The organism is Rhodoferax sp. GW821-FHT07F03 (genome assembly GCF_059418745.1).
In genome coordinates this window covers 39703-62164 of the sequence record NZ_JBWKQM010000008.1, presented here as the reverse complement: position 1 = coordinate 62164, position 22462 = coordinate 39703, and the positions used below count along the sequence as shown (strand labels likewise).

Genomic DNA, 22462 nt, shown 5'->3' with positions numbered 1-22462 from the left:
CGCCGTGACCCCACAGTCGCAATTCACCGTGGTGGCGCCGCTGGCCAAGGGGCGCGAAATCAGCTTGCGTAACTTGCTGGATGGCATGAACGCTAGCCCCGGCATGGCCGATGCCCATAACCCGGTGCTGCCGTTCGCCCGTTTCCAGCAGTTGCACTTTGCGCGCCTGGTACTGCTCGACGACGCGCTGCAGATAGACCTGGAGACACTGGGCCTGCCACGCCCGCGCCTGCCCACCTACCTGGCGTTCATGGGCGACTGCGACGGTGCGGCACAGGACTGCCTGGCCGATCTGGTGCAGCACGCGGGCGACGGGCTGCGGCGCATCTTCGCCCACTGCGCCGGCTTTGACGCCACCGCTGACCTGCTGGGCTGGATGCTGGCACATGACCGCCCGATTGCCGCCCGCTACGTCCATTGGCTGGGGCGCAGCGTGCAGCAGATCCAGCAGGAAAGCACGCTGCAGCGCGCCCTGTCGGCACGCCTGCCACGCACCAGCGCTGCCGATGCGCAAACCGTGCGACGTGCACTTCAGTCGGTGGTCGAGACCGAGATACAGGCCGGCCGGCTCACGTTGACGCCGCCACCGCCCACACCGCTGGCCTGGAGCCTGGGCCAGCTGCTGCATCTGCTGGCCGTGCCACTGGCAGGGCTGGCGTTGCTGCCCCTGTTGGTGCTGCTGTCACCCTGGCTTGTCTACCAGTTGCGCAGTCGCGAGGAGACCGATGTGGAAATCTGCCCCCGCCCCTACCCGGCCGACCTGCAGGCACTGCAAGACCTGGAGGACTTCGACGCCAGCAACCAGTACACCGCATTGGGCGCCGTCAAGCCGGGCCTGTTCCGCCGCTGGCTGGTGACGCTGCTGCTGGTGCTGATCGACTACGCATGCCGCCACGTATTCACCCGTGGCCACCTGGCACGGGTGCAGACCATCCACTTCGCGCGCTGGGTATTTCTGGACGACAAAAGCCGCGTGCTCTTCACCAGCAACTACGACGGCAGCCACCAGGGCTATATGGACGACTTCATCAACAAGGTGGCCTGGGGCTTGAACCTGGTGTTCAGCAACGGCCTGGGCTGGCCGCGCACACGCTGGCTCATCCTGGGTGGCGCGCGGCAGGAGCAGGTCTTCAAGTACTACCAGCGCCGCCACCAGGTTCCCACCCAGGTCTGGTACAAGGCCTACCCCGGTCTGACGCTGGCCGACATGCAGCGCAACCAGCGCATCCGCGAAGGCCTGCAGCGCCCCCATATGACCGATGCCCAGGCTCAGGCCTGGTTGAGGCTGCTATGAGCACAATCAACAGCGCAGCGCCAGTGGAGCTGGACGACATCCAGGGCCTGCTGCGCTTTGGCTACAAGCACCACAGCCAGGCCTGCTTTCTGCTGCTGCGCGTGAAGGACCCGGCCGCCGCCCGCACCTGGCTGGCCAGCGCCCCGGTGGCCAGCGCCGCGCCGGCCGAACCACCGCCGGCCACCGTGCTGCAGATTGCCCTGAGCAGCAATGGCCTGCGCGCACTGGGCGTGCCGACAGCGGTGGTAGATGGGTTTTCCACCGAGTTCATCGCCGGCATGGGCGGTGACCCCAGCCGCTCCCGCCGCCTGGGCGACGTGGGTGCCAACGCGCCCAGCCAATGGGCGTGGGGAGCCGACGCCAAGCTGCCCCATGTGCTGGTGATGCTGTACGCCCTGCCCGGCCAGTTGAATGCCTGGCAAAGCGCGGTGGAAGCGCAATGCGCCGCCGGCTTCGACACCCTGGCCCGCCTGCGCTGTAGCGAGCGCGGCGACCACGAGCCCTTTGGCTTTATGGACGGCATCTCCCAGCCCCTGCTGGACTGGAGCCGCGACCGCCCCGTGCGCGATGCCGAGCAGCTGAAGTACACCAACCTCAGCTGCCTGGGCGAATTCCTGCTGGGCTACCCCAATGAATACGGCGGCTACACCGACCGCCCCCTACTTGACCAACAGCAAGATCAAATAGGTTTATTGCCGCGTGCGGAAAACCAGCCCGACTACGCCGACCTGGGCCGCAACGGCAGCTACCTGGTGCTGCGCCAGCTAGAGCAGGATGTGCAGGGCTTCTGGCAATGCCTGCACGCCCAGGCCGACGGCGACACGGCGCGGCAGGAGCAACTGGCCGCCGCCATGCTGGGCCGCACACGCGACGGCCAGCCGCTGCTACCCAGCACACCGGCAGACGACCTGAACGCCTTCGACTACAGCGACGACCCACGCGGCACGCAATGCCCACTGGGCGCCCACATACGCCGCGCCAATCCACGCAATGCCGACCTGCCGGCGGGTGCCCCCGGCCTGCTGCCGTGGCTCACGCGCACCCTGGGTTTTGATGCCACCGCGCTGGAGCAGGACCGCGTACCCTCCACCCGCTTCCACCGCCTGTTGCGGCGCGGCCGCGCTTATGGCCAGGACGGGCCGCCCGGTGAAACGCCTACCGGCCTGCACTTCATATGCCTGGGTGCCAACATCGCCCGGCAGTTTGAATTCGTGCAGGGCGCCTGGCTGAACTCACCGCATTTCGATGGCCTGCAGGGCGAGAACGACCCGCTGCTGGGCAACCGCGCGCCCGGGCTGGGCAGTGGCGTGGTGGATGGGTTTTCCATGCCCCAGACCCAAGGGCCGGACCAGCGGCTCAGCGGCTTGCCGCAGTTCGTCACCGTGCGCGGCGGTGCCTATTTCTTTCTGCCCGGCATCCGCGCACTGCGCTACCTGGCGCACCTTGGTGATAAGGGGGAGACACCATGAATTCCAACACCAGCCGCCCGGTGCCGCGCGCCAATACCGGCTCGACCGTGAAGAACTGGCTGTCCGATACCTCGCTGGCGCTGATCCAGCTGGAGCGCCGCATCGACCCCTTCATTCGCCCCGCCTTCGATGCCCTGCTGCGCGACCCGCTGGCCCGACTGACCACGGCGCTGATCAACGCCCAACGCCCCAACGAGGGCCTGAAGATCGCCGAAGAAAAGCTGCTGCCCGGCGAGGAGGCTTTCGTCGACTCCATCATCCAGAGCTTTCAAGAGCAGATGCGCGCACTATGGAAACCCGGCGGCTTCGAGCGCGGTGGCAACACCAAGACCCAGGGCATCGTGCGCGCCGAGTTCATCGTGCACGACAACCTGCCTCCTGCGCTACGCCACGGCATCTATGCGCAACCGCGCAGCTACCCTGCCTGGGTGCGCTTCTCGGGCCCTGGCCCCTACATCACACCGGATATTGACGACGTAGGCTTCATGAGCATCAGTGTCAAGCTCATGGATGTGCCCGGCCCCAAGCTGATGGATGAGGAGAAGTTCACCCAAGACATGTTCGGCGTGTCGCCGCCCACCTTCGTCACCCCCGACGTCATGGCCAACGCCCAACTGCAAAAGACCAGCCTGCAGAACGCGCAGATCTTCTACTTCTTCAACCTGCAGCGCACGCACATCCTCGACGCCATCATGCAAGGCCTGTGGACCAAGACGCAGAGCAGCCCGCTGGAGGCGCCCTACTTCAGCTGCGTGCCGTACTTACTGGGCGAGGGCCAGGCCATGCAGTATTCCTTCTGGCCCAAAAGCACGCAGCGCACGCCCATACCCCGCCTGCCGCTGCGCCCGCCGGACGACTACCTGCGCGCCGCCATGGTCCAGTCACTCGCCATGGGCGACGTGGAGCTGGACGTGCGCCTGCAGCTGCAAACCGACCCGCACCTCATGCCGATTGAAAATGCAGCCGTGCTGTGGCCCGAGCGCCTGTCTCCCCGCATCAGCGCCGCCACACTGCGCATCCCGCGCCAGCAGTTCGACTCGCCCGCCCAGATGGAGTTTGCCAAGCGCCTGTCGTACAACCCCTGGCACAGCATCGCCGAGCACCGCCCCCTGGGCAACCAGAGCCGGGCCCGCAAACGCATGTACTACGAGCTATCCAAGCTGCGCCACCAGATGAATGCGGTGCCACACTTCGAGCCTACGGGCGATGAAAAGTTTGAATGAAATATGCCTCTAACGCAGACATTACCTGCGCAGGCAGCTTCATTATTGATAGCAAGCGTCGTGTTCAGGCAAGCAACTGCTTGAACATCACATAGGCATCCACGTAGCCACGTTGCCGGTGCTGAAACGCTCCGGGCAAGGTCCCCACAATACGAAAGCCCAGCTTCTGCCAGAGGCGCACCGCGCCCTCGTTGGTGGACACAACCAGGTTGTACTGCATGGCCCGAAAGCCCAGGCGCAAGGCTTCGGCCTGGGAGTGCTCGCACATCAGCGACGCAATGCCCTGGCCGCGCGCCTGGGGCGACACGACGTAGCCGCAGTTGCAGACATGCGCGCCCAGCCCGGGCTGGTTGGGCTGCAGCTTGTAGGTGCCGATGACTGTGCCATCGTCCGCGCAGGCTACATAGGTGGCCAGAGGCGCATCCACCCATATGGCGCGGATCTCGGCCTCGCTGCTTTCGGGGGCATAGGCATAGGTGTCGCCGCTGGCGAATGTGGTCTGCAGCAAAGGCCAGACGCTGGGCCAGTCGGCGGGCTGGAAGGACCGGATAGTGTGGGGCATGGTGAATCAAAGAATGAAATACGTGCCGTACAAACCTGTTTGCCTACGGCACTCCAAACATCCACGATACCAGGCCGGGCAAGCCCTCAACACCCACACTTCAGGCGTGTTGGATTTCAATGCGCTTGATGTCCTGCACGATGACCAGGTAGGACAGCACGGTCACCAAGGCATTCACGCCGACAAACACCAGCGCCCCATTGAATGAACCCGTAGCGGCCAGGATGTAGCCGATCACGATGGGCGTCACAATGCCGGCCACATTGCCAAACATATTGAAGATACCGCCAGCCAGACCAATCACCTCGCGTGGTGCAACGTCTGCCATGACGGCCCAGCCCAGTGCGCCAAAACCCTTGCCAAAGAATGCCAGCGCCATCAGGCCCACGATCATCCAGTCCGAATCCGTGTAGTTGCACAGAATCATGCTGGACGACAGCAGCATGCCCGCCACGATGGGCGCCTTGCGGGACAGGGTCAACGAATGGCCCCGCCGTATCAACCAATCGGAAACAGCGCCACCCAATACGCCTCCGGCAAAGCCACAAATAGCAGGGAGCGACACCATGAAGCCCGCTTTCAGAATCGACATATGCCGTTCCTGCACCAGGTACACCGGAAACCAGGTCAGAAAGAAATAGGTCAACACGTTGATGGAAAACTGGCCCAGATTGATACCCACCAACATGCGGTTGGTCAGCAACTGCTTGACGTAATGCCCGGTCATTCCTGGGGGCAAGGCAGTTGCCTTGGGCCCGCCGCCTTCGTCCATATGGATCAGGCCGCCGCCGGCCTCGATATGCGCAAGCTCAGCCCGGTTGACGCCCTTGTGTTTGGCCGGGCTGGTAATCACTTTCAGCCAAACAAAAGCCAAGGCAATGCCCAGCGCGCCCATGAACAAGTAGACCGAGCGCCAACCGTACCAATGCGTCATGGCGGCCATCAAGGGAGGAAACACGGCAGCGGCCAGGTACTGCGCTGCATTGAAGATCGCCGAAGCAGTGCCGCGCTCCTGGGTGGGGAACCAGCTAGCGACCACTTTGGCATTGGCCGGAAATGCGGGAGCCTCGGCCATACCGACAAAAAAGCGCATCACGAACAAAGTTGCAACTGCAACTGCGGCGCTACCCACTACACCCACCAGTGCTTGCAGTGCGGTGAACAGAGACCACAAGAAGATGCTGGCCGCGTACACCCTGCGTGGGCCAAAGCGGTCCAACAACCAGCCCCCCAGAACCTGCGACAGCACATAGGCCCAACTGAACGCCGAGAAGATGTAGCCCAGCTGGACGGTATCGAAACCAAATTCGGACCTCATCATTGGCCCAGTGATCGACAGCGTGGCCCGGTCCGCATAGTTCACCGTGGTCACGATAAAGATCATCAGCAAGATGCCGTACCGGACATGGCTGCGCTTGGCCTCTGAAGCGACTTGCTGCGAGGGGTCACCCGGGTTGATGGTCATATCAGGTTTTTGGCTCATATCGCATTGGCTGTGTGTTCCATCGCCCGCTGGGCCATGAACTCAAGGGTGAAAGAGGCCCCTGCAGTGTGAATGCAGCATTCATGCTGCAGAGGGTGGGGTCGCCTGCAACACCGGATCGGTGTGTTTGACACCCCGTACATCATCTGTTGTCTGACAACAAAACCATTGTTCCACCGGCTGATTGAACAATGACTAGTACTTACCCTTAATCCCACGCTTGAAAGTGCCAAACCTTCGCCACCCAACTGCCATGTTTCTGCATGGATTTGTTATAGGACATCGTATGACAACAAAGACCACAACCCCTGAATATTGCGGTTACTCCCTGCTACAGCCGTGCGGAAGCGTCGAATCAAGAGTTCATCAGGGGGTAATGCGCAACGCACTTCCCTGCCCATACTTTGCGATGCGCGCCGCGGTTCTGGCCCTAGGGGGGAGCGACGGCTTCGCCTTGCTGGAGCTGGAAGGTTCCCAGCGACGCGGTCAACCTCTGCGCTGGTTCACGCTAACTTCCGGCTACGGCCGTCGACTACCATGCCTAGTCGGTGTTGTGCGGGGTCATCTGGTCCTGCTGCAGACACAACCCCGATTGAAGAGAAAAAGCAGTGCTGCTGGATGCAAATTTTCAGCGCTCAGGGCAGATCCACGATTTCGATCCAGTTTGGATTCTTGCCAACGGCCAAACGTTGGGGCTGCCCCAGCGCACCACTTGCAGCATCCACAGGATGGACCGAAACGCTATTGGAGTCTTGCCCAGCCGAGATCAGAAATCGGCCACTGGAGTCGATCGCAAAGCCACGTGGCGACTGCTCGGTGGGCGCCTGCCCCAGGGGCTGGAGCAAACCGGTGCTGGGGTCTACCCGGAATGTGGAAATGGTGCTGGAAGTCCGCTCCGATGCATACAGAAAACGGCCGTCCGGGCGCAGGTGCAAGTCCGCCGCCCAGGGCTTCCCGGTGAACCCCGCAGGCAGGGTTGTGGTGCGTTGCAGCTCACGCAGCGTGCCCCGCGCACTGTCCCATGCGTACACATACAAAGATGCATCCACCTCGTTGACAAGGTAGACAAAGCGCTGGGCCTTGTCCCAGACGAAGTGGCGGGCGCCGGACTTGGGGGCATTGACAGTCAACGCAGGCTCATTCGGAGCGAGCTGGCCCGTGGCTGCATCAAAATGCCAGCTGGATATGGTGTCCCCACCCAAGCTGGTGGCCAGCACGTATTTGTTGCTGGCATCGGCATGGATGGCATGGGCAAACGGAGACGTAGGAATGAGCTGCTGCACTGCGCCCACCACACCATCTTTGCCCACACTGTTCACGGTGATCTTGTGCCCTGGATAAGAGGCCGCAAACAGCCAACGGCCCGTTGCGTCCAAATCTATATTGGCCATGCTGTCGGCCAATGCGGATTCACCCAGTTTGCGTAAATGACCATTACTCGCGTCTATAGCAAAGCTGACCACGCGGTACGGCTGCGACCGCAGTGCCGCGTAGAGAAAGTGCTTGTCCGCGCTGACAACCATGGGCATAACGGTCCCGGCTACAGCAACCGTTTCCACCGGTTTGAGCACGCCTTGGCTTCTGTCTAGCTCCAGCACAGAGATGTCCTGGCTGTCCGCGTTCGACACATAAACCATGGTGGTCGCTGCAGCGCTACCGGCAAGCGCCAGCAGACCTGCGCCCAGCAACAAACCGGCGCGCTGCATGGATGGGTTAAAGGTGGCCAAAGGAGTTTCTCCGGTCAAGGTTGGAAGATATTGATTTGCGTGGCCCGGGAGGCGGCGCTATTGGTTGCCAATGATTTCAAACAACTCACCTCGCACCGAAGGATCGCCCATGTACTTGCCGTACAGCGGAGACATCTTGCGGATGTAGGGCGAAAAATCTTTCACGTTGGACAGCTGCACACCATCTTTCAGTACCGCAGCCCGTGCAGTGGCAACCCGCTTTTCCCAAAGGTCGCGCATCAGCAAGGCCGAGCTTTGACCGGCCTTTTTAAACACGGCTTTTTCTGCATCGCTAAGCCGATCCCACAGCTTGGTAGACACGACCAAGGCTTCGGGTGAAATCACGTGGTTGGTCTGCAGCATGTACTTGGCAGCCTTGTACTGGCCGGTGGACTCGTAAGACACCATATTGCCCTCGGCACAGTCTACTTTGCCCTGCTGCAAGCCATCGAGCACGTCTTTGTAAGGTATCACCACAGGCGTAGCGCCCAACAGCTTGACCATTTCGATATACACCTCGGACTGTTGCACCCGGATCTTTTGCCCGACCAGCTCCTCCAGCCGGGTGATGGGCTTGTTGGCACAGAAGATGGAGCGGGCGCCACCGTTGTACCAGCCCAGCACCACAAACCCGGAGGCCTGCAATTGGGTCGCCAAATGGTCACCAACCTTACCGTCCAAATAGCGGAACATATGCGCCGTATCCGTGAACAGGAAAGGCAGGTTGAAAGCCTTGAGGCCCGGTGCCACATCGGACAATGGACCGGAGTTGAACTCGGCGACATCCACCTCACCTGCTTTGAGCATAGCGACCGCCTTGGGCTGGTCGCCCAGACTGCCGTTGGAAAACAGCTCAATCTTGTATTTGCCCTTGGTCTGGGTCGCCACTTCCGCAATAAAGCTCTTCATGGCCTCCGTGACCGGATAACCATCTGGATGGGTATTCCAGGCCCGCAAAGCGGTTTGCCCCCACCCCATTCCGCTAAGCAGAAGCAATCCCGAGAAGATACAAGCCCGTGTTGTTTGAATCATGGCGACCTAGTGAGATGGTGCCTTGGTCGGCACCCGGCTGATACTATTTGTTACACCATGATAACCCAACCTTGAGCACATCCGACCTCCGATCACCAAGGGTTTACACAGTACGCCGCAAGGCTTCAAAGAACAGCTCGGACTGCAAACGCTCGCCCAGCGTCTGTTCACACACGCGCTGGGCCAGCGCGGGGTCTATGGGTCGCAGGGCACGGCCGGTGGATTGCGCCAACACCTGGCTCATGCAGGCGCGCTCCAGGTAGTACAGGTCGTCATAGACATAGTCCATGCGCGCCCCGCAGACCACCACGCCGTGGTTGCCCAGGAAGGCAATTTCGGCCCCCCGCATCACACCAGCAATGCGCTCGCCTTCCGATGCGTCCAGCGCCAGGCCGTTGTACTCCGCATCCACGGCAACACGACCATGGAAACGCATGGCGCTCTGCGACAAACAGGTATCCAGCGCGCGGTCACTGGTCAGGGTCAGCGCGGTGGCGTAGGGCATATGGGTGTGCAGCACGCATGCCTGGCCGCACAGGCGGTGGATGGCCGCGTGGATGAACATGGCGGTGGGCTCCACCGCGTGGCGCCCGGCCAGCTTATTGCCCAGGGCGTCGATCATCACAATGTCGTCCACGCCAATCTCGCTCCACAGCAGGCCACGCGGGTTCAGCAAGAAACGGCCCGACTGGTCAGGCAGTTCCACACTGAAATGGTTGCACACGCCCTCGGCCAGGCCGTGGTGGGCGGCGGCGCGCAAGGCCAGTGCCAGGTCGGCGCGCAGTTGAAGCACCTGGGGAGAATCAAAGTCCAATACCGGCATTACATGTCTTTCAAGGTTGGGGAATGTTTGTCGCGGATTGTGTGGGCGCCTGTTCCGCGCGGGCCAACCGATGGGGGAATCGGTGCAAATACAGGCAAGAATTATTGAGGCAATGCGATGGAACAATTCACCGCATTTAGCCAAACTATGCTGCTTTTCAGCCAAAACGAATGGGCAAAATAGTTGTATTACCCATACCGAGGCACGCGCGAGGGGTTTTCATCCAACAACAATGTACGCAACTTCAAAAGCGCGTTTGCCATGCACTGCTCGAAGTTCGAAACCAAGATCGCGCTGCCCGAGCCCCTGGCGTGAATTTATAGGGAATCGGCCTCTGGCGCAGATAGTACCTGCGCTAGAAGCTATATTTTTAATAGCAAATAAAAAAACCCACGGCGCCCGAAGACACCGTGGGCTGAGCACCATCGATCGGGTTTACTGCTTGATCGCGCTGAGCAAGCCCAGCAAGGCCGTACCGTTCGGGCTGCCCAGGCCGGTGCTGCTGTCGTAGCCGGTCGTCGCTTTGCAGGTGCTGCAAGTGCCGTTGGAGCCGCTGGTCACATCCAGGAAGGACTGGGCGTACGAGGTAGCGCTGGGCAACACATTCAGGTACAGCGCGCTGTGCACGCTGCTCAACACCGGTAGGCTGGACAAGGCACGCTGGGCGCTGGCAATGGCCAGCAAACCGGCCCATTCGGGCGCTGCAATGCTGGTGCCGCCACCAGACATGAAGCCAAAGGCACTGCCGGGTACGGTAATCCCCACGTACTGGCCGGTATAAGGATCGGAGTCAATGGCCACATCGGCCACGCGGCGCTTGGTGATGCTGGAAGACAAGGCCTTCTGGTATGTGGGCACGGCGGTATAGGCACTGGTGCCGCCGCCGGTGCCGGTCCACACCACTTCAGACCGGGTGCTGCCGTTATAGGTCAGCGAGGTGCCGCCGGTGGCCAGTACCTTGGCGGACACGGCCGGCCAGTTCACCGCCGCGCCGGCATCACCGGTGGATGCCGTGTACTGCATGCCCGAGACCTGGAACAGGCTGTCCACCGATGCAGTCCATGAGCCTTCCAGCGCGCCAAAGCTCATGCTGACCACGCCCGAGCCCATGTTGTTGGCCACGGTAATGGCATTGGCTAGGGCCGATAGCGAGGACGATGCCGCCTCGATCAGGACGATGCGGGCCAAGGGCGCAATCGCATGGGCCGACTCCACGTCCATCGCAATCTCGGCCGCCCAGCTGGCGTTGTAGGCCGGCGCAGTCGCCGTACGGCCACTGGTGGCGCCCGCATACACCACGCTGAAGGTGCAACCAGCCGCGGTGCTGGCCGCCGCCAGAGGCAGGCTGGCAGTCGCGGAAATGGTCACGCTGGTGCAGCCAGGCAGGTTCAGGCGAGAGCTGTAGGTGTTCAGGTCTGAAAACGTGTTCGGGTTGTGGTACGCGTCCACGATGTAGATGGTCTGGCCAGCGCCCAGGGCGGCACGCGCCGCCGCAGTGGACACCACGCCGGTGGCGCTGACCGCCGGCAACTTATAGGCGGCGCGGATCTGCGCCGGGGTGTAGACGGTGACGGTGGACGCAGCCCGCGCGCTGATGGTGCCGGCATTTTCCACTGCCAACCGGCGCGCCACTACCGCCTCGGAAGCCACGGTTTCGGGCAGCAAACGGGCTGTGACCATGCCTTCCATGGCGGGCAGCACGGTCTCGGTGCGCACTACGTCCGGGTCGCTAGGTACCAGGGACGGGTCGCTGATATCTACCGGCGCGGTATGGAAGGTGGGCAACACCTCGGTCGTCACGCTGGACAACGCAGCCACGGGGTCCGATTCCGCGCTAGCCGTCACATCACCGCCGCCACCGCCGCAAGCGCTCAGCACCAGTGCCGCCAGCAGAGACAAGCCGCCGCCTGCGCAACGTGCCGTGGAACGAGAAAAGGTATAAGTTTTCAGCATGTCGTCACCTTGGTTTACAAGAACAAAAGGGCGACAGTGCACAGAGAAGAGTTTGACGTCACTCTGTACGGCAACCCCGCTGGCATGGCGCTGGAACCCAGCACCGAAGCCCGGTGGCTTTGCGTCCCCGGCTTTCGCCAGGTTTGCCCTTGTCAGTTTTGCTTCACAGAAGCCGCCTACTGACCGCGGCACCAGGGCGAATTTCAGCCCCCGAAGTGCAAACGTAGTGTGTCAGAAAAATTCCTTTATGGCTGCGGGCATTTGTCACACCGCCTGGGATTTACAAAACCGTACACGCGGTATACGTCCCGAAAGCCGGGGCGCGCCCCTGCTCCCCCCGCTGCGCTATACCGCCAGTGCGACACCGTGGCGCAGCTTGAATACCGCCACCACGTCCACCAGTTGCTGCGCTTGCAGCTTCAGGCTATCGGCGGCAGCGGCACTTTGTTCGACCAGGGCGGCATTCTGTTGCGTGGCCTGGTCCATTTGCGTAACCGCCTCGCCAACCTGACTCACGCCCAGCGACTGCTCGGTGCTGGCGGAGCTGATCTCGCCCATGATGTCAGCCACACGGCGGATCGACGTCACCACCTCCTGCATGGTGGTGCCGGCCTGGTCTACCAGGCTGGTGCCCCGGGCTACCCGCTCCACACTGTCGTTGATGAGAAACTTGATCTCCTTGGCGGCTTCGGCCGAGCGGCCGGCCAGACTGCGCACCTCGCTGGCCACCACCGCAAAACCGCGCCCCTGTTCGCCAGCGCGAGCGGCTTCCACGGCCGCATTCAAGGCCAGGATATTGGTCTGGAAGGCGATGCCGTCGATCACGCTGATGATGTCGGCAATCTTGTTGCTGCTTTCGTTGATGCCCTTCATAGTCTCAACCACCTGGCCGACCACATCGCCACCGCGCATGGCTACGCTGGAGGCGTTCAGCGCCAGTTGGTTCGCCTGGTGGGCGTTATCGGCATTCAGCTTCACGGTACTGGACAGCTCCTCCATCGAGGCAGCAGTTTCCTCCAGCGCGCTGGCCTGTTGCTCAGTACGCGCGCTCAGGTCGTTATTGCCCTGAGAAATCTCGGCGCTGGCGGTGGCCACGCCCTCGGCGTTCTGCCGCACATTGCCCACTACCTTGGACAGACTGGTCTGCATGCCCTGCAGGGCGCGCAGCAGCTGCGAGGTTTCGTTCTCGCCAACCGCCTCGAACTCCAGACTCAGATCACCAGCAGCGACAGCACGCGACACGTCCACCGCCTGGTTCAGCGGGCGTGTGATCGAGCGCACCAGCAACCAACCCAGCGCGCACAGAAGTGCGATGGCCGCAGCCCCCAGGCTGAGCAGCATGAGCATGGCGGAATCGTAATTTTCCTGGGCCGAGGCTTCGGCATTTTTTCCATTCTTTGTCAGCACAGCCACCATTTCTTCGGCCGCGTCAGTCGCCGCCTGCTGCAGCGGTGCCACCGTGGTATGCAGCATCTGGGTTGCTTCGGTGTTCTTGTTCTCCTTGCCCAGCGCCACTACCTGGCTGGTAGGTGCCTGCAAGGCCTCCACCGCCAGCTCCAGCTTGCGCAGCGCCGCCACTGCTGCGGCGCTGATCACGGTGTCCTGCAGCTGCTTGTCCAGCTTCAGATAGCTGGCTTGCACATCCGCCAGACGGTCGGCCTGCTTCTGGATATCGGCCGCGCTTTCCAGCAGCACGATGTCACGCGCCACGATCGCCCGTACCCGCAGGTTGTCCTTCACATCCTTGACGTTCATCATCTTGGGCATGCGGTCGTTGGTCTGCTGGTTCAAGGTTGCGCGAATGGACGCCATATTGCTGGCACCCACCCAAACCATCGCCGCCATCAAACCGGCGGCCAAAGCGATACCGATGCCCAGGCGGGTGCTGATTTTCAAGTCGCTCAAGTTCATGTTTCGCTCCCAGTGAGGTGAACCACCGTTACGCCGAGGCACATCAGCCACACGCGCGCCCTTTCAACAAATTCTGCTATCAAAACTACAGTTTGGTGAAGTGGGTAAAGCCTGAGTAAAGACAGATATGCAGCGCTCTGCGCGCCTTCGAGCGCGAGCGACGGAGCGGCCTTTTACAATCGCGCCCTTTTTCCCCTGCTAGCGCTACAAAATGAATATCACGGTCAACGACGAACTGCTTGCCTACATCGACCCGCTCACCCCCGAGGAGCACGCCGCGCTGGAGCGCAGCATCCTGGCCGAAGGCTGCCGCGACGCGCTGGTGCTGTGGGGCGATGTGCTGGTGGACGGCCACAACCGCTACGGCATCTGCCAAAAGCACAACCTGCCCTTCAACACCATACAGAACGCGGCCTTCAAGACCATTGACGATGTGCACCTGTGGATGATTGACCAGCACCTGGGCCGGCGCAGCGTGTCCGACTTCCAGCGCGGCGTGCTGGCCCTGCGTAAAAAAGACATCCTGGCCGGGCGCGACCAGCCCGCGCCCGCCGAAGCCGTGGCCGACACCAGCGGCCCCGCGCCCTGGGAGGCACCTGCCGAAGCCCCGGCCACGCCTGCCGCCGAGCCCGCGCTGACCCGCGAGGCCCTGGCCAAGGCAGCCCGCGTCAGCAGCGCCACCATCAGCCAGATTGAGAAGATACAGAAAACCGCCACGCCCGAGCTGGTAGCCGCGGTGAAGTCCGGCACCATCTCCATCAGCACTGCCGCCACTGTGGCCACGCTGCCCGCCGAGGAACAACTGGCCGCTGCCGCTGGTGGCAAGAAAGAACTGCAGCAGGCCGCCCGCCAGGTACGCGCGGCCAAGGCGGTGGAGCGCACCGAGCCCGACACGCCCGAAGGCATCATCGCCAGACTGAAGCAAACCGTGGCCGAACTGACCGCAGAGAACGCCGCCCTGAAGGCGCACATCGCTGAACTGATGGCCTAAGCGGATACAAGCCCAAAAGGCTACTAGCGTAGGTAGAACCTGCGCTAGTAGCTACTTATTTAATAGCAAATACCTGTTAGCCTGCAGGCGCCCGGGACTGCTGCAACAAGTTGGCGGCGACTTGTAACTCTGCCTGCAACCATTGTTGGAAGGCCAGCAGCGGCGGCCAATCCCGGTATTCGGGCGGGTACACCAACCAATAGGCGTCGTACGCCTCGGTCGCCAAGGCCAGGGGAGACAACTGCACCAGCCGCCCATCACGCAGCGCGTCGGCGGCCACCAGCTCGCGGCCCAGCGCTATGCCCAGGCCCTGCTCGGTGGCCTGCAGCATCAGGCCCATATCATTGAACACCGCCACCGGCTGGATTCGGCAGGGATGGCCCGCCAGCGCGAACCAGGCCTCCCAGCACTCGCTGGTGCCGAGCAAGGGCTCGTGGACCCAGCTGGCGGGGCCGCTGCCGGCCAGGCGCTGGGCCATGGCCGGGCTGGCCACCACCACCTGCTGCGAATCGATCAGGCGGCTGCCCTCCAGCCCGCGCCACGGGCCTTTGCCCTGGCGCACCGCCGCGTGGAAGCCTTCGCGCGGCAAGTCCATGGCCTGCTGCGAGGTGTGCAACTCCACCGCCATGCCGGGGTGCAGGGCCCGCCAATGCGCCATGCGCGGCATCAGCCAGTGCTGGGCAAACGACGGCGATACGGTGATGCGCAAACGCTGCTCGGTGCCGGTGGAGGCCAGGGCCGCAGCCCGCATGCCCTCGTCGAGCTGGGCCAGCGCAGGCTCTACCGCTTGCAGCAGCGCGGCCCCAGCGGCATTCAGCACTACGCGGCGGCCCCGCCGGTCAAACAGCAAGAAGCCCAGTTGTTCCTCCAGCAAGCGGATTTGCTGGCTGACCGCACTGTGCGTGAGGTGCAACTGTTCACCAGCGGCGCGCAGGTTGGACAGCTTGGCCACAGCACAAAAAGTGGGCAGGGTTTGCAGGGGAATGCGGGGCATGCTGGTAAGTATAAGCATCCAGCCTTGGCAGAAATGAGCGCTTTTATAGAGACCAATGGATGAATATGCTTACCAGCGATCCATTTGAATGCCTGCCATGACGCTCTTCACCCTTGCACTTAAACGGCCTCTGGCCTGGCGCAGTAGCACCCAACTGCTGGCCCGGCTGTGGCAGCACTGCACCCGCCGCAGCCCGCCCGCCGCAACGCCCCTGGGCGAGCTCAGCAGCCACCTGCTGCGCGACATCCAGGCCCCGAGCCGCGTGCACGGGCAGGCACAGGAGCACAGCGAACTGGCCCGCTATGACAGGCAGCAAGCGCGGCGGGCATCCCGCTTGAACATATAGAAGAAAACCGGCTCTAGCGCAGAATTCACCTGCGGTTGCAGCTATTAAAACAGGAGTATCACCCACCTCTAGGCTGGGTGCCTAGTAGGTGGATGCAGGTTCACTGTCCACACCGAAAACACGCACGCAGTCGCGTCCGCTGACCTTGGCGGCGTACATGGCGGCGTCGGCACTGCGCAGCAGCTCGTCGGCGTCGACACCCGCTGCGGGGTACAACGCAATGCCTATGGATGCCCCCACCTGCAACTGGTGAGACTCGATCTCCATGTCCTCGGCCACACCATCCAGCATGCGGTAGGCCAGGCCCAGCGCGCTCTCCACGCCCTCCACCCGGTACTGCAGCACGGCGAACTCATCGCCGCCCATGCGCGCCACCAGGTCTCCGTCTCGGACGATCTGCCGCATGCGCTGGGCCAGCAAAGCCAGCACCTTGTCACCCACGGCATGGCCGTAGTTGTCGTTGATGGGCTTGAAGCGGTCGATGTCGATGAAGTGCACTGCAAAGCCGGTGGAGCTCGGGCCAAACACCTTGACGGCATGGTTCAGCGCCTCCAGGAAAGCATCCCGATTGACCAGCGAGGTCAGACCGTCATGCCGGGCCACATGGCGGATGCGCTCATCGGCACGTTTGCGCTCGGTGATGTCGGTATAGGTGCGCAGCACGCCGCCGCCCTGAATGGGCAGGCTGTTGACCTCGATCACCCTGCCGTCCGGGCGCTTACGGTCGTAGGAATAAGGTCGGCTGAAGTCGCCCCCGGTGCGCACGATCTCCACCAGCTCGGGCGGCACATGGACGAACTCGCCGTGCGCAGCCTGGTAGGCAAACACCGCATCCAAGGTGGGGCGGCTGTCCATCAGTTCCTTGGGCAAGCCCAACAGCTCCTGGGCACGCCGATTGCAGACCACCACCACCCGCTCGGCGCTGATGCGCATCACGCCTTGCAGCATGCACTCCAGCGTGGCCTCCAGCAGAGCCGATTTTTCCTGCAATATGGCTTCGCTGTCGCGGGCCCGGCGCTCGGCATCCTGCAGCTGCTGTTGCTGGTGCTTGAGCTGGGTGATGTCCATATGGGCAAAAAAACCCTTGCCATCCAGGCTGCGCTGGGCGACGACGCGGCTCCAGCGTCCATCGGGCAAGGGCACTTCAACAGGTATGCCCTGGTAGCGCGTGCCTTCGGCCAGGGTCAGCAAGCCCTCCTGGAACAAGGCGCCGTCCTGCGCTTCGCGCCCCTTCCACAAGTTGCGGTAAAGGTTCTCGAAGCGCAGGCCGACCGCCGCATTGCGCCCCGATAACCCGTACAGCAGCACAAAAGGCTCGTTGACCCATTCGATACGTTCGTCCGCACCGGTAACCATGATGCCGTCCGGCAGCTTGTCGAACAGGCCCGCACCGTCGATGGATGGCGCATCGGCCGTGCCCAGAATGGAGGTACCCAGCCCGCCAGTGTTCAGGTCGTGCGCGCGCCAGATACGGATGCGCCCCACCTCCGGCAGGGGCAGGGACGACACCCACAGGCGCACACCCCGGTGTACGAACGAATACGCGCGCTGCTGCACCCGGTGGCGCGCAATGCCTCTGGTGATGTAGTCGTCTATGGCCGGCAGTTCCTCCGGCGGCAGGCGCCCCTGGTAGAAGCGCCGCAGGTTGGCCGCGTAGGGCTCCCCCGCATGGATATGGGCCGCGTGCTCCGGGAAGAATTTGAGAAAGCTGCGGCTCCACAGCAAGGTGTTGTCGGCGTCGTCAAACACGCAAGTGGCGATGCCCAGGCCGTCCAGCGTGTCGGCCACTGTCTGCAGCAGAGGCAACACGCTAGCCATCCACCCGCCCTGTGCCGACACGCTGTGCCGCGCGGGGGCGCCAACCCGGCTGCCGTGCGTGCAGCCGCTGGTAAGGCTTGCTTGTCTGGGCGCAACTGACACGCCCCCTGCGGTCTATTCTGCTCATGGCCAAAATGTACCCGAGTCGCCCATGCTTGCACCGTGCTGCGTGTAAAACCAAACTCTGCCCTGCCCTCTGCGTCTCTTGCACAAAAAAATACCGCGACGCCGGATTCACCTGCGGCATCAGCTACATTTTTAATAGCACGCTACTGCCCGCCCTCTTTGGGCGCTAAGTCCACGCCGCTGAGTTTGGCGATGTACTCGGGCAGCATGGGCACATAGGCCTGGTCCCCGCCGTTCTTCAAGGCCAGGGCAAAGGAATTCTTGACCGCATTGCCCAGGCTGTTGGAGATACCCGCCGCGTCGGCCATGGACTCCAGATAGCGCAAGTCCTTGAAGGCGTTGTGCAGAGTGAATTTGTGGGCCTCCTTGTTGCCCTCCAGCACATAGCCCATGAAGGTCTGGTAGAAGCCGCAGTCCATGCGGCCGCCGCGTATCACCGAGTCAAACCGCTCCGGCCCAATGCCCACCGCCTGCGCCAGCGTCATGGCCTCGGAATACAGCGCCGCATAACCCAGCGACAAAAAGTTGTTGACCAGCTTCATACGGTGGCCGTCGCCCAGCCCGCCGATGTGCACGATGCGCCCGGCCCAGGTGGCCAGCACCGGCTGGATGCGGGCGAAGGTGGCGGCATCCGCCCCCACCATGGTGTCCAGCGTGCCATCCCAGGCTTCTTTGGGCGTGCGGCCCAGCGGCGCATCCACCAGCGTGGCGCCCAGCGCCGCGATTTCCGCCGCCAGCGCCACGGTGGACACCGGGTCGGAGGTCGAGCAATCCACCACCACCGCACCAGGCTGCAGACCGCCCGCCAGGCCGTTCGGCCCGCGTAGCAACGCCTCCACATCGCGTGAGCCGGTCACGCACAAGAAAATGACCGTTGCCTGGGCGGCCAAGGCTTGTGGTGACGCCGCCACCTGGGCGCCGCGCTGCTGCAAGTCTTCCAGCGCGGCCGACGGGCGGCGGGCGTAGACGGTGAGCGCATAGCCCTTGTCCACAATGTTCTTGGCCATGCCGTGGCCCATCAGGCCCAGGCCAATAAAACCAATGTGCTCTCGCGTCTGTTCCATGGATGTCTGCCTTTGCTTTGATCTGAGCAGGGTTTGTACCCCATCCAAACGCTGTCGGGTACTTGCCCAGGCCCGTTACACCAGTGTCACAATGTAAACAGGGTCGGAAATGTTGCCGTTTCCAGCAGACGAATAACAAGGGATCGCCCAGATCTCCAACGATGGCAAGCGTGACAGAACTGCATATGTTTAGGGACGCTCTGCGCCACTCCCCGCGGTCTGTGGCAGCACGGCCTTGGGCGGTCTGCTGCCTCGCATTTCTGGCCAATAGCTACGGCTATCGGCTGCAAAATGCACCTTGCATCCCATCCAGATCTGCGCCACCACATTCTCGTCAGAGTTATGCAGAGCATCGCTAACGTGCTGGCACGCTTTCGCCGGTTCATGGCGCCGTACGAGGCGGAAGAACCCCTGGCCGCCAGTTTCCGCGCCAAGCAACTCCAGGCCGTGCTGGGCCTGACCCCGTTGGCCATGCTGGTCAACTTGTTCAACGCTGCCGTCGTCATGTCCCGCATGCCCACCCATGCCCAATGGCTGTGGCTCTGGTTCCTGGCCTTGCTGGTATTTGCCGGCCAGGGCCTGAGGGCCTGGTACCGCACACGCAACCGTCCGCCCCGGCCCCGGGCTTCGCTGAAAGCCATGCGGCGCGCACTGCGCCACGCTGCCGGACTGGGTGCGTTGTGGGGCCTATTGCCCGCGCTGCTGCTGCCCGGCGCGGCGCCACAAGACCAGCACATGCTGACCATCATTTCCTGCGGAATGATCTGCGCGGGCGGCTTTGCCCTGGTGACCGTACCCGCAGCGGCAATGTCCTATGTGGGCATTCTGACTCTGGGCTCCGCCATCGGCCTGCTGCGCATCGCGCTGCCGGGTGCGCATGTGCTGCTCTACCTGCTGCTGGTATACAGCCTGGTGGTGGTCGCCTCGGTGCGCGTCATGGCCCGCTCCTACGGCTCGCGCCTGGTGGCCGAAGCCGACGCCGCCCACAAAGAGCAGATCGTTGGCCTGCTGCTGCGCGACTTCGAAGAAAACTCCAGCGACTTTCTGTGGGAGCTGTCACCCAGCGGGCAACTGGGCCGCACCTCCAGCCGGCTGTCCAAAGCCCTGCAATTCGACCCGCTGCAAGACGCTGACCAAAGCCTGGTTACGCTGATTGCACGCACCCAGGCCGCCTACCCCCAGGCGCCCGACGACACCGCGCAGTACCTGGACAAACTGCAGGAGGCGCTGGCCACACCCCAGCCCTTCCGCGACCTGGTTGTACCTGTAATACTCAACGGCAAGCAGCGCTGGTGGGCGCTAACCGCCAAGCCTGTATTCCTGCTGGGCCAAGCAGGCCAGGCCGACCAGAACCAGCACGGCTGGCGCGGCGTGGGTGCCGACATCACCGACCGCAAGCACGCCGAAGACGAAATGCACCGCCTGGCGCATTTCGACGCACTCACCGGCCTGGCCAACCGCCGCCATTTCCAGCACCGGCTGCAGCAGTTGTGCACCCAGAACGGTGGCACCCCGGGCAGCGCAGCACTGCTGTGCATCGACATGGACAACTTCAAGCGCGTGAACGACGCCCACGGCCATGCCAACGGTGACCTGCTGCTGAAGACCGTGGCCCAACGCATGGTCGGCGCCATCCGGGCCCGTGACATGGTCGCCCGCCTGGGCGGAGATGAATTCGCCATACTGCTCGACGGCATCGCCCAGCCCGACGAAGTGCGCCTGTTCACCGAGCGCCTGATGCAGACCATAGAGCAGCCCTGCAACCTGTCCGGCATACGCTGCACGCCGCACACCAGTATCGGCATCGCCCTGCTGCCGCAGGACGGCCGGCACGCCGACGAAGTACTCCACCACGCCGATCTGGCGCTGTACGAGGCCAAGGCCCGTGGCCGGCGGCAGGCCCATTTTTTCTCACCGGCCATGGACGAAAAATCCCGCCGCCGCATCGCCCTGGAAGACGATCTGCGCCACGCCTTGCAACAGGGCGAGTTGCATCTGGTCTACCAGCCCCAGGTCTCGCTCACCGGCCAGCAGATGACGGGCGTGGAAGCCCTGCTGCGCTGGTCCAGCATGCGCTTTGGCAGCGTCTCGCCGGCAGAATTCATCTCCATCGCCGAAGAAGCCGGGCTGATCAGCGACATCGGTCTGTGGGTGCTGGAAACCGCCTGCCAGGCGGCCCGCCAGTTGCCCGATGCACTGCTGATGGCGGTCAACCTGTCGGCCAGCCAGTTTGACGACGCGCTGCTGGTGGACAAGATACTGGCCGTGCTGGAAAGAACCGGCCTGGACCCGCAGCGGCTAGAGCTGGAGATCACCGAGTCCGTCTTTCTGGCCGACACCGACGACGTGCTGGCCGCACTACACCGCCTGCGCAGCGCCGGCATCCGCATTGCGCTGGACGATTTCGGCACGGGCTACTCGTCACTGGCCTATTTACGCAGCTTCCCGTTCAACAAGCTAAAGATCGACCGCTCTTTCGTCATGCACATTGGCGACAACGCGGAGTCGGATGCCATCGTGCGCTCCGTCATCGACCTGGCCAGCGGCCTGCACATGGTCACCACGGCCGAGGGCATAGAAACCGCCGAACAATGCCAGCGCCTGACACAGCTGGCCTGCACCACCGGCCAGGGCTACTACTTTGCCCGCCCACTGAGTCTGGCCGCCGTACTGGAGCGGCTGGCGTAACCTCTGCAGTGAACCAGCGGCCAAGAAGAACAAGAACGCGGCAGCTGTGTCCCGCCTCGCTGCACTAGGTCCGTTACAAAATCAGTACAACAAAAAAAGGGCTGCAGCGCATAATTCTTCAGCGCCAGTAGCTATTTTTATCATAGCAACTGAAGCAATATCGGCGCGCACGCTACCGTACGTGCCGACCGCCGACAGGGCATCTACCGTAGCCCCACAGGCAGGGATTCTCCTGCGGGCTCCGTACCAGGACAGGCTATGAAGATAATTGGCATTTCCGCCTCGCGCCGCCGCTTTTTGCGCGGCGCTGTCAAAACCGCACCGGCGCTGGCGACGCTGGGCAGCACACTCGGCCTGGCCAGTTCAACCCCTGTCGGCAGCAGCCCTGCCAGCTACAGCCCAGGCTATTTCACCCCACAGGAATGGCAGCTGCTGTCAGCCCTGGTGGAGCGCCTGATCCCGGCCGATCCCACTGGCCCCAGCGCCACCGAGGCCGGTGTACCCGAGTTCATCGACCGGCAGATGGACCAGCCCTACGGCCATGGTGCGCTGTGGTTCATGCAGGCGCCGTTCGTGCCCACCGCCGCCGATGAATTCGGCTACCAGTTGGCGCAAAGCCCGCGCGAGCTGTACCGCCAGGCCCTGGCTGCATTGGCACAGGCCATACAGCAGCAACACAGCAAACCTTTCACCGATCTGACCCCGGCCGAGCAGGACGCGGTGCTGACCGGGCTGGAAGCCGGCACGCTGGCCATAGGCACAGTGCCGCCCAAGACCTTCTTCGCGCAGCTGCTGACGAATACCCGCGAAGGCTACTTCTGCGACCCCAAGCATGGCGGCAACAAGAACATGGCAGCCTGGAAGATGGTCGGCTTTCCGGGCGCGCGCGGCGACTACATCGACTGGGTAGACCAGTACGCAACCAGGTACCCGCTGCCGCCGGTGTCCAGTTCGTAAG

Annotated in this window: 17 protein-coding genes and 1 riboswitch; of the genes, 7 read left to right on the top strand and 10 right to left on the bottom strand. The window is 62.9% G+C overall.

Annotation, left to right across the window (positions count from 1 at the left end; translation table 11 throughout):
- The first annotated feature begins 4 nt into the window (after nucleotides 1–4).
- Genes AC07R0_RS13425 through AC07R0_RS13415 form a run of 3 tightly spaced genes read left to right on the top strand, consistent with a single transcriptional unit; the run spans nucleotide 5 to nucleotide 3986 of the window.
- The gene (locus AC07R0_RS13425; protein WP_495105185.1) at nucleotides 5–1294 is read left to right on the top strand and encodes a hypothetical protein; all 1290 of its coding nucleotides are present in this window, start codon (nucleotides 5–7) and stop codon (nucleotides 1292–1294) included.
- Nucleotides 1291–2763: a Dyp-type peroxidase gene (locus tag AC07R0_RS13420; protein WP_495105184.1), complete on the top strand. Its 1473-nt coding sequence runs from the start codon at nucleotides 1291–1293 to the stop codon at nucleotides 2761–2763. The genes AC07R0_RS13425 and AC07R0_RS13420 overlap by 4 nt, the downstream gene beginning before the upstream one ends.
- On the top strand, nucleotides 2760–3986 hold the full coding sequence (locus tag AC07R0_RS13415; protein WP_495096428.1) for a catalase family protein: 1227 nt from the start codon (nucleotides 2760–2762) through the stop codon (nucleotides 3984–3986). Before AC07R0_RS13420 ends, AC07R0_RS13415 begins: the two co-directional genes overlap by 4 nt.
- A gap of 64 nt (nucleotides 3987–4050) precedes the next feature.
- Here the strand turns inward: AC07R0_RS13415 and AC07R0_RS13410 are convergent, their stop codons facing one another.
- The 7 genes from AC07R0_RS13410 to AC07R0_RS13380 form a co-directional block, all read right to left on the bottom strand.
- Nucleotides 4051–4548, bottom strand: a complete 498-nt coding sequence (locus AC07R0_RS13410; protein ID WP_495074491.1) for a GNAT family N-acetyltransferase — start codon at nucleotides 4546–4548, stop codon at nucleotides 4051–4053.
- 100 nt (nucleotides 4549–4648) lie between these two features.
- Entirely contained in the window at nucleotides 4649–6031 is a 1383-nt protein-coding gene (locus AC07R0_RS13405) for an MFS transporter (RefSeq protein WP_495105183.1), read from the bottom strand.
- A 635-nt stretch (nucleotides 6032–6666) separates the two neighbouring features.
- Entirely contained in the window at nucleotides 6667–7737 is a 1071-nt protein-coding gene (locus tag AC07R0_RS13400) for a lactonase family protein (protein WP_495105352.1), read from the bottom strand.
- A gap of 78 nt (nucleotides 7738–7815) precedes the next feature.
- Complete coding sequence (locus AC07R0_RS13395) at nucleotides 7816–8736, bottom strand: TRAP transporter substrate-binding protein (RefSeq protein ID WP_495096653.1); 921 nt, start codon at nucleotides 8734–8736, stop codon at nucleotides 7816–7818.
- A gap of 157 nt (nucleotides 8737–8893) precedes the next feature.
- Nucleotides 8894–9613, bottom strand: a complete 720-nt coding sequence (locus AC07R0_RS13390) for an aldolase (RefSeq protein ID WP_495105182.1) — start codon at nucleotides 9611–9613, stop codon at nucleotides 8894–8896.
- Nucleotides 9614–10048: 435 nt separating this feature from the next.
- Nucleotides 10049–11566 carry a S53 family peptidase gene (locus AC07R0_RS13385; protein ID WP_495096430.1) on the bottom strand — a complete coding sequence of 506 codons (1518 nt, stop codon included), beginning with the start codon at nucleotides 11564–11566 and terminating at the stop codon, nucleotides 10049–10051.
- Nucleotides 11567–11632: 66 nt separating this feature from the next.
- A riboswitch (cyclic di-GMP riboswitch) is annotated at nucleotides 11633–11724 on the bottom strand.
- A gap of 187 nt (nucleotides 11725–11911) precedes the next feature.
- Nucleotides 11912–13477 (bottom strand): methyl-accepting chemotaxis protein, encoded by a 1566-nt coding sequence (locus AC07R0_RS13380; protein WP_495105181.1) that lies wholly within the window; start codon nucleotides 13475–13477, stop codon nucleotides 11912–11914.
- Between the two features lie 211 nt (nucleotides 13478–13688).
- Between AC07R0_RS13380 and AC07R0_RS13375 the strand changes: the two genes are divergently transcribed.
- Nucleotides 13689–14468, top strand: a complete 780-nt coding sequence (locus tag AC07R0_RS13375; RefSeq protein WP_495105180.1) for a ParB N-terminal domain-containing protein — start codon at nucleotides 13689–13691, stop codon at nucleotides 14466–14468.
- Nucleotides 14469–14544: 76 nt separating this feature from the next.
- Here AC07R0_RS13375 and AC07R0_RS13370 read toward each other — a convergent pair whose 3' ends face one another.
- Entirely contained in the window at nucleotides 14545–15474 is a 930-nt protein-coding gene (locus AC07R0_RS13370) for a LysR substrate-binding domain-containing protein (RefSeq protein ID WP_495105351.1), read from the bottom strand.
- A gap of 85 nt (nucleotides 15475–15559) precedes the next feature.
- Between AC07R0_RS13370 and AC07R0_RS13365 the strand changes: the two genes are divergently transcribed.
- Nucleotides 15560–15808 (top strand): hypothetical protein, encoded by a 249-nt coding sequence (locus AC07R0_RS13365; protein ID WP_495105179.1) that lies wholly within the window; start codon nucleotides 15560–15562, stop codon nucleotides 15806–15808.
- Nucleotides 15809–15889: 81 nt separating this feature from the next.
- Here the strand turns inward: AC07R0_RS13365 and AC07R0_RS13360 are convergent, their stop codons facing one another.
- Both AC07R0_RS13360 and AC07R0_RS13355 read right to left on the bottom strand, forming a co-directional pair.
- Complete coding sequence (locus AC07R0_RS13360; RefSeq protein ID WP_495105178.1) at nucleotides 15890–17626, bottom strand: diguanylate cyclase domain-containing protein; 1737 nt, start codon at nucleotides 17624–17626, stop codon at nucleotides 15890–15892.
- A 269-nt stretch (nucleotides 17627–17895) separates the two neighbouring features.
- On the bottom strand, nucleotides 17896–18864 hold the full coding sequence (locus AC07R0_RS13355) for an NAD(P)-dependent oxidoreductase (RefSeq protein ID WP_495105177.1): 969 nt from the start codon (nucleotides 18862–18864) through the stop codon (nucleotides 17896–17898).
- 294 nt (nucleotides 18865–19158) lie between these two features.
- Here AC07R0_RS13355 and AC07R0_RS13350 point away from each other — a divergent pair, with 294 nt between their 5' ends.
- Entirely contained in the window at nucleotides 19159–21504 is a 2346-nt protein-coding gene (locus AC07R0_RS13350) for a putative bifunctional diguanylate cyclase/phosphodiesterase (RefSeq protein WP_495105176.1), read from the top strand.
- Between the two features lie 258 nt (nucleotides 21505–21762).
- Complete coding sequence (locus tag AC07R0_RS13345; RefSeq protein ID WP_495105175.1) at nucleotides 21763–22461, top strand: gluconate 2-dehydrogenase subunit 3 family protein; 699 nt, start codon at nucleotides 21763–21765, stop codon at nucleotides 22459–22461.
- Nucleotide 22462: the final 1 nt, after the last annotated feature.

What these genes read in the sequence shown, in the direction of transcription:
- AC07R0_RS13360 (WP_495105178.1), bottom strand. Translation starts at nt 17,626, where the DNA reads ATGGCTAGCGTGTTGCCTCTGCTGCAGACAGTGGCCGACACGCTGGAC.
- AC07R0_RS13420 (WP_495105184.1), top strand. Translation starts at nt 1,291, where the DNA reads ATGAGCACAATCAACAGCGCAGCGCCAGTGGAGCTGGACGACATCCAG.
- AC07R0_RS13380 (WP_495105181.1), bottom strand. Translation starts at nt 13,477, where the DNA reads ATGAACTTGAGCGACTTGAAAATCAGCACCCGCCTGGGCATCGGTATC.
- AC07R0_RS13400 (WP_495105352.1), bottom strand. Translation starts at nt 7,737, where the DNA reads ATGCAGCGCGCCGGTTTGTTGCTGGGCGCAGGTCTGCTGGCGCTTGCC.
- AC07R0_RS13415 (WP_495096428.1), top strand. Translation starts at nt 2,760, where the DNA reads ATGAATTCCAACACCAGCCGCCCGGTGCCGCGCGCCAATACCGGCTCG.
- AC07R0_RS13365 (WP_495105179.1), top strand. Translation starts at nt 15,560, where the DNA reads ATGACGCTCTTCACCCTTGCACTTAAACGGCCTCTGGCCTGGCGCAGT.
- AC07R0_RS13350 (WP_495105176.1), top strand. Translation starts at nt 19,159, where the DNA reads ATGCAGAGCATCGCTAACGTGCTGGCACGCTTTCGCCGGTTCATGGCG.
- AC07R0_RS13405 (WP_495105183.1), bottom strand. Translation starts at nt 6,031, where the DNA reads ATGAGCCAAAAACCTGATATGACCATCAACCCGGGTGACCCCTCGCAG.
- AC07R0_RS13390 (WP_495105182.1), bottom strand. Translation starts at nt 9,613, where the DNA reads ATGCCGGTATTGGACTTTGATTCTCCCCAGGTGCTTCAACTGCGCGCC.
- AC07R0_RS13375 (WP_495105180.1), top strand. Translation starts at nt 13,689, where the DNA reads ATGAATATCACGGTCAACGACGAACTGCTTGCCTACATCGACCCGCTC.
- AC07R0_RS13345 (WP_495105175.1), top strand. Translation starts at nt 21,763, where the DNA reads ATGAAGATAATTGGCATTTCCGCCTCGCGCCGCCGCTTTTTGCGCGGC.
- AC07R0_RS13395 (WP_495096653.1), bottom strand. Translation starts at nt 8,736, where the DNA reads ATGGGGTGGGGGCAAACCGCTTTGCGGGCCTGGAATACCCATCCAGAT.
- AC07R0_RS13385 (WP_495096430.1), bottom strand. Translation starts at nt 11,566, where the DNA reads ATGCTGAAAACTTATACCTTTTCTCGTTCCACGGCACGTTGCGCAGGC.
- AC07R0_RS13410 (WP_495074491.1), bottom strand. Translation starts at nt 4,548, where the DNA reads ATGCCCCACACTATCCGGTCCTTCCAGCCCGCCGACTGGCCCAGCGTC.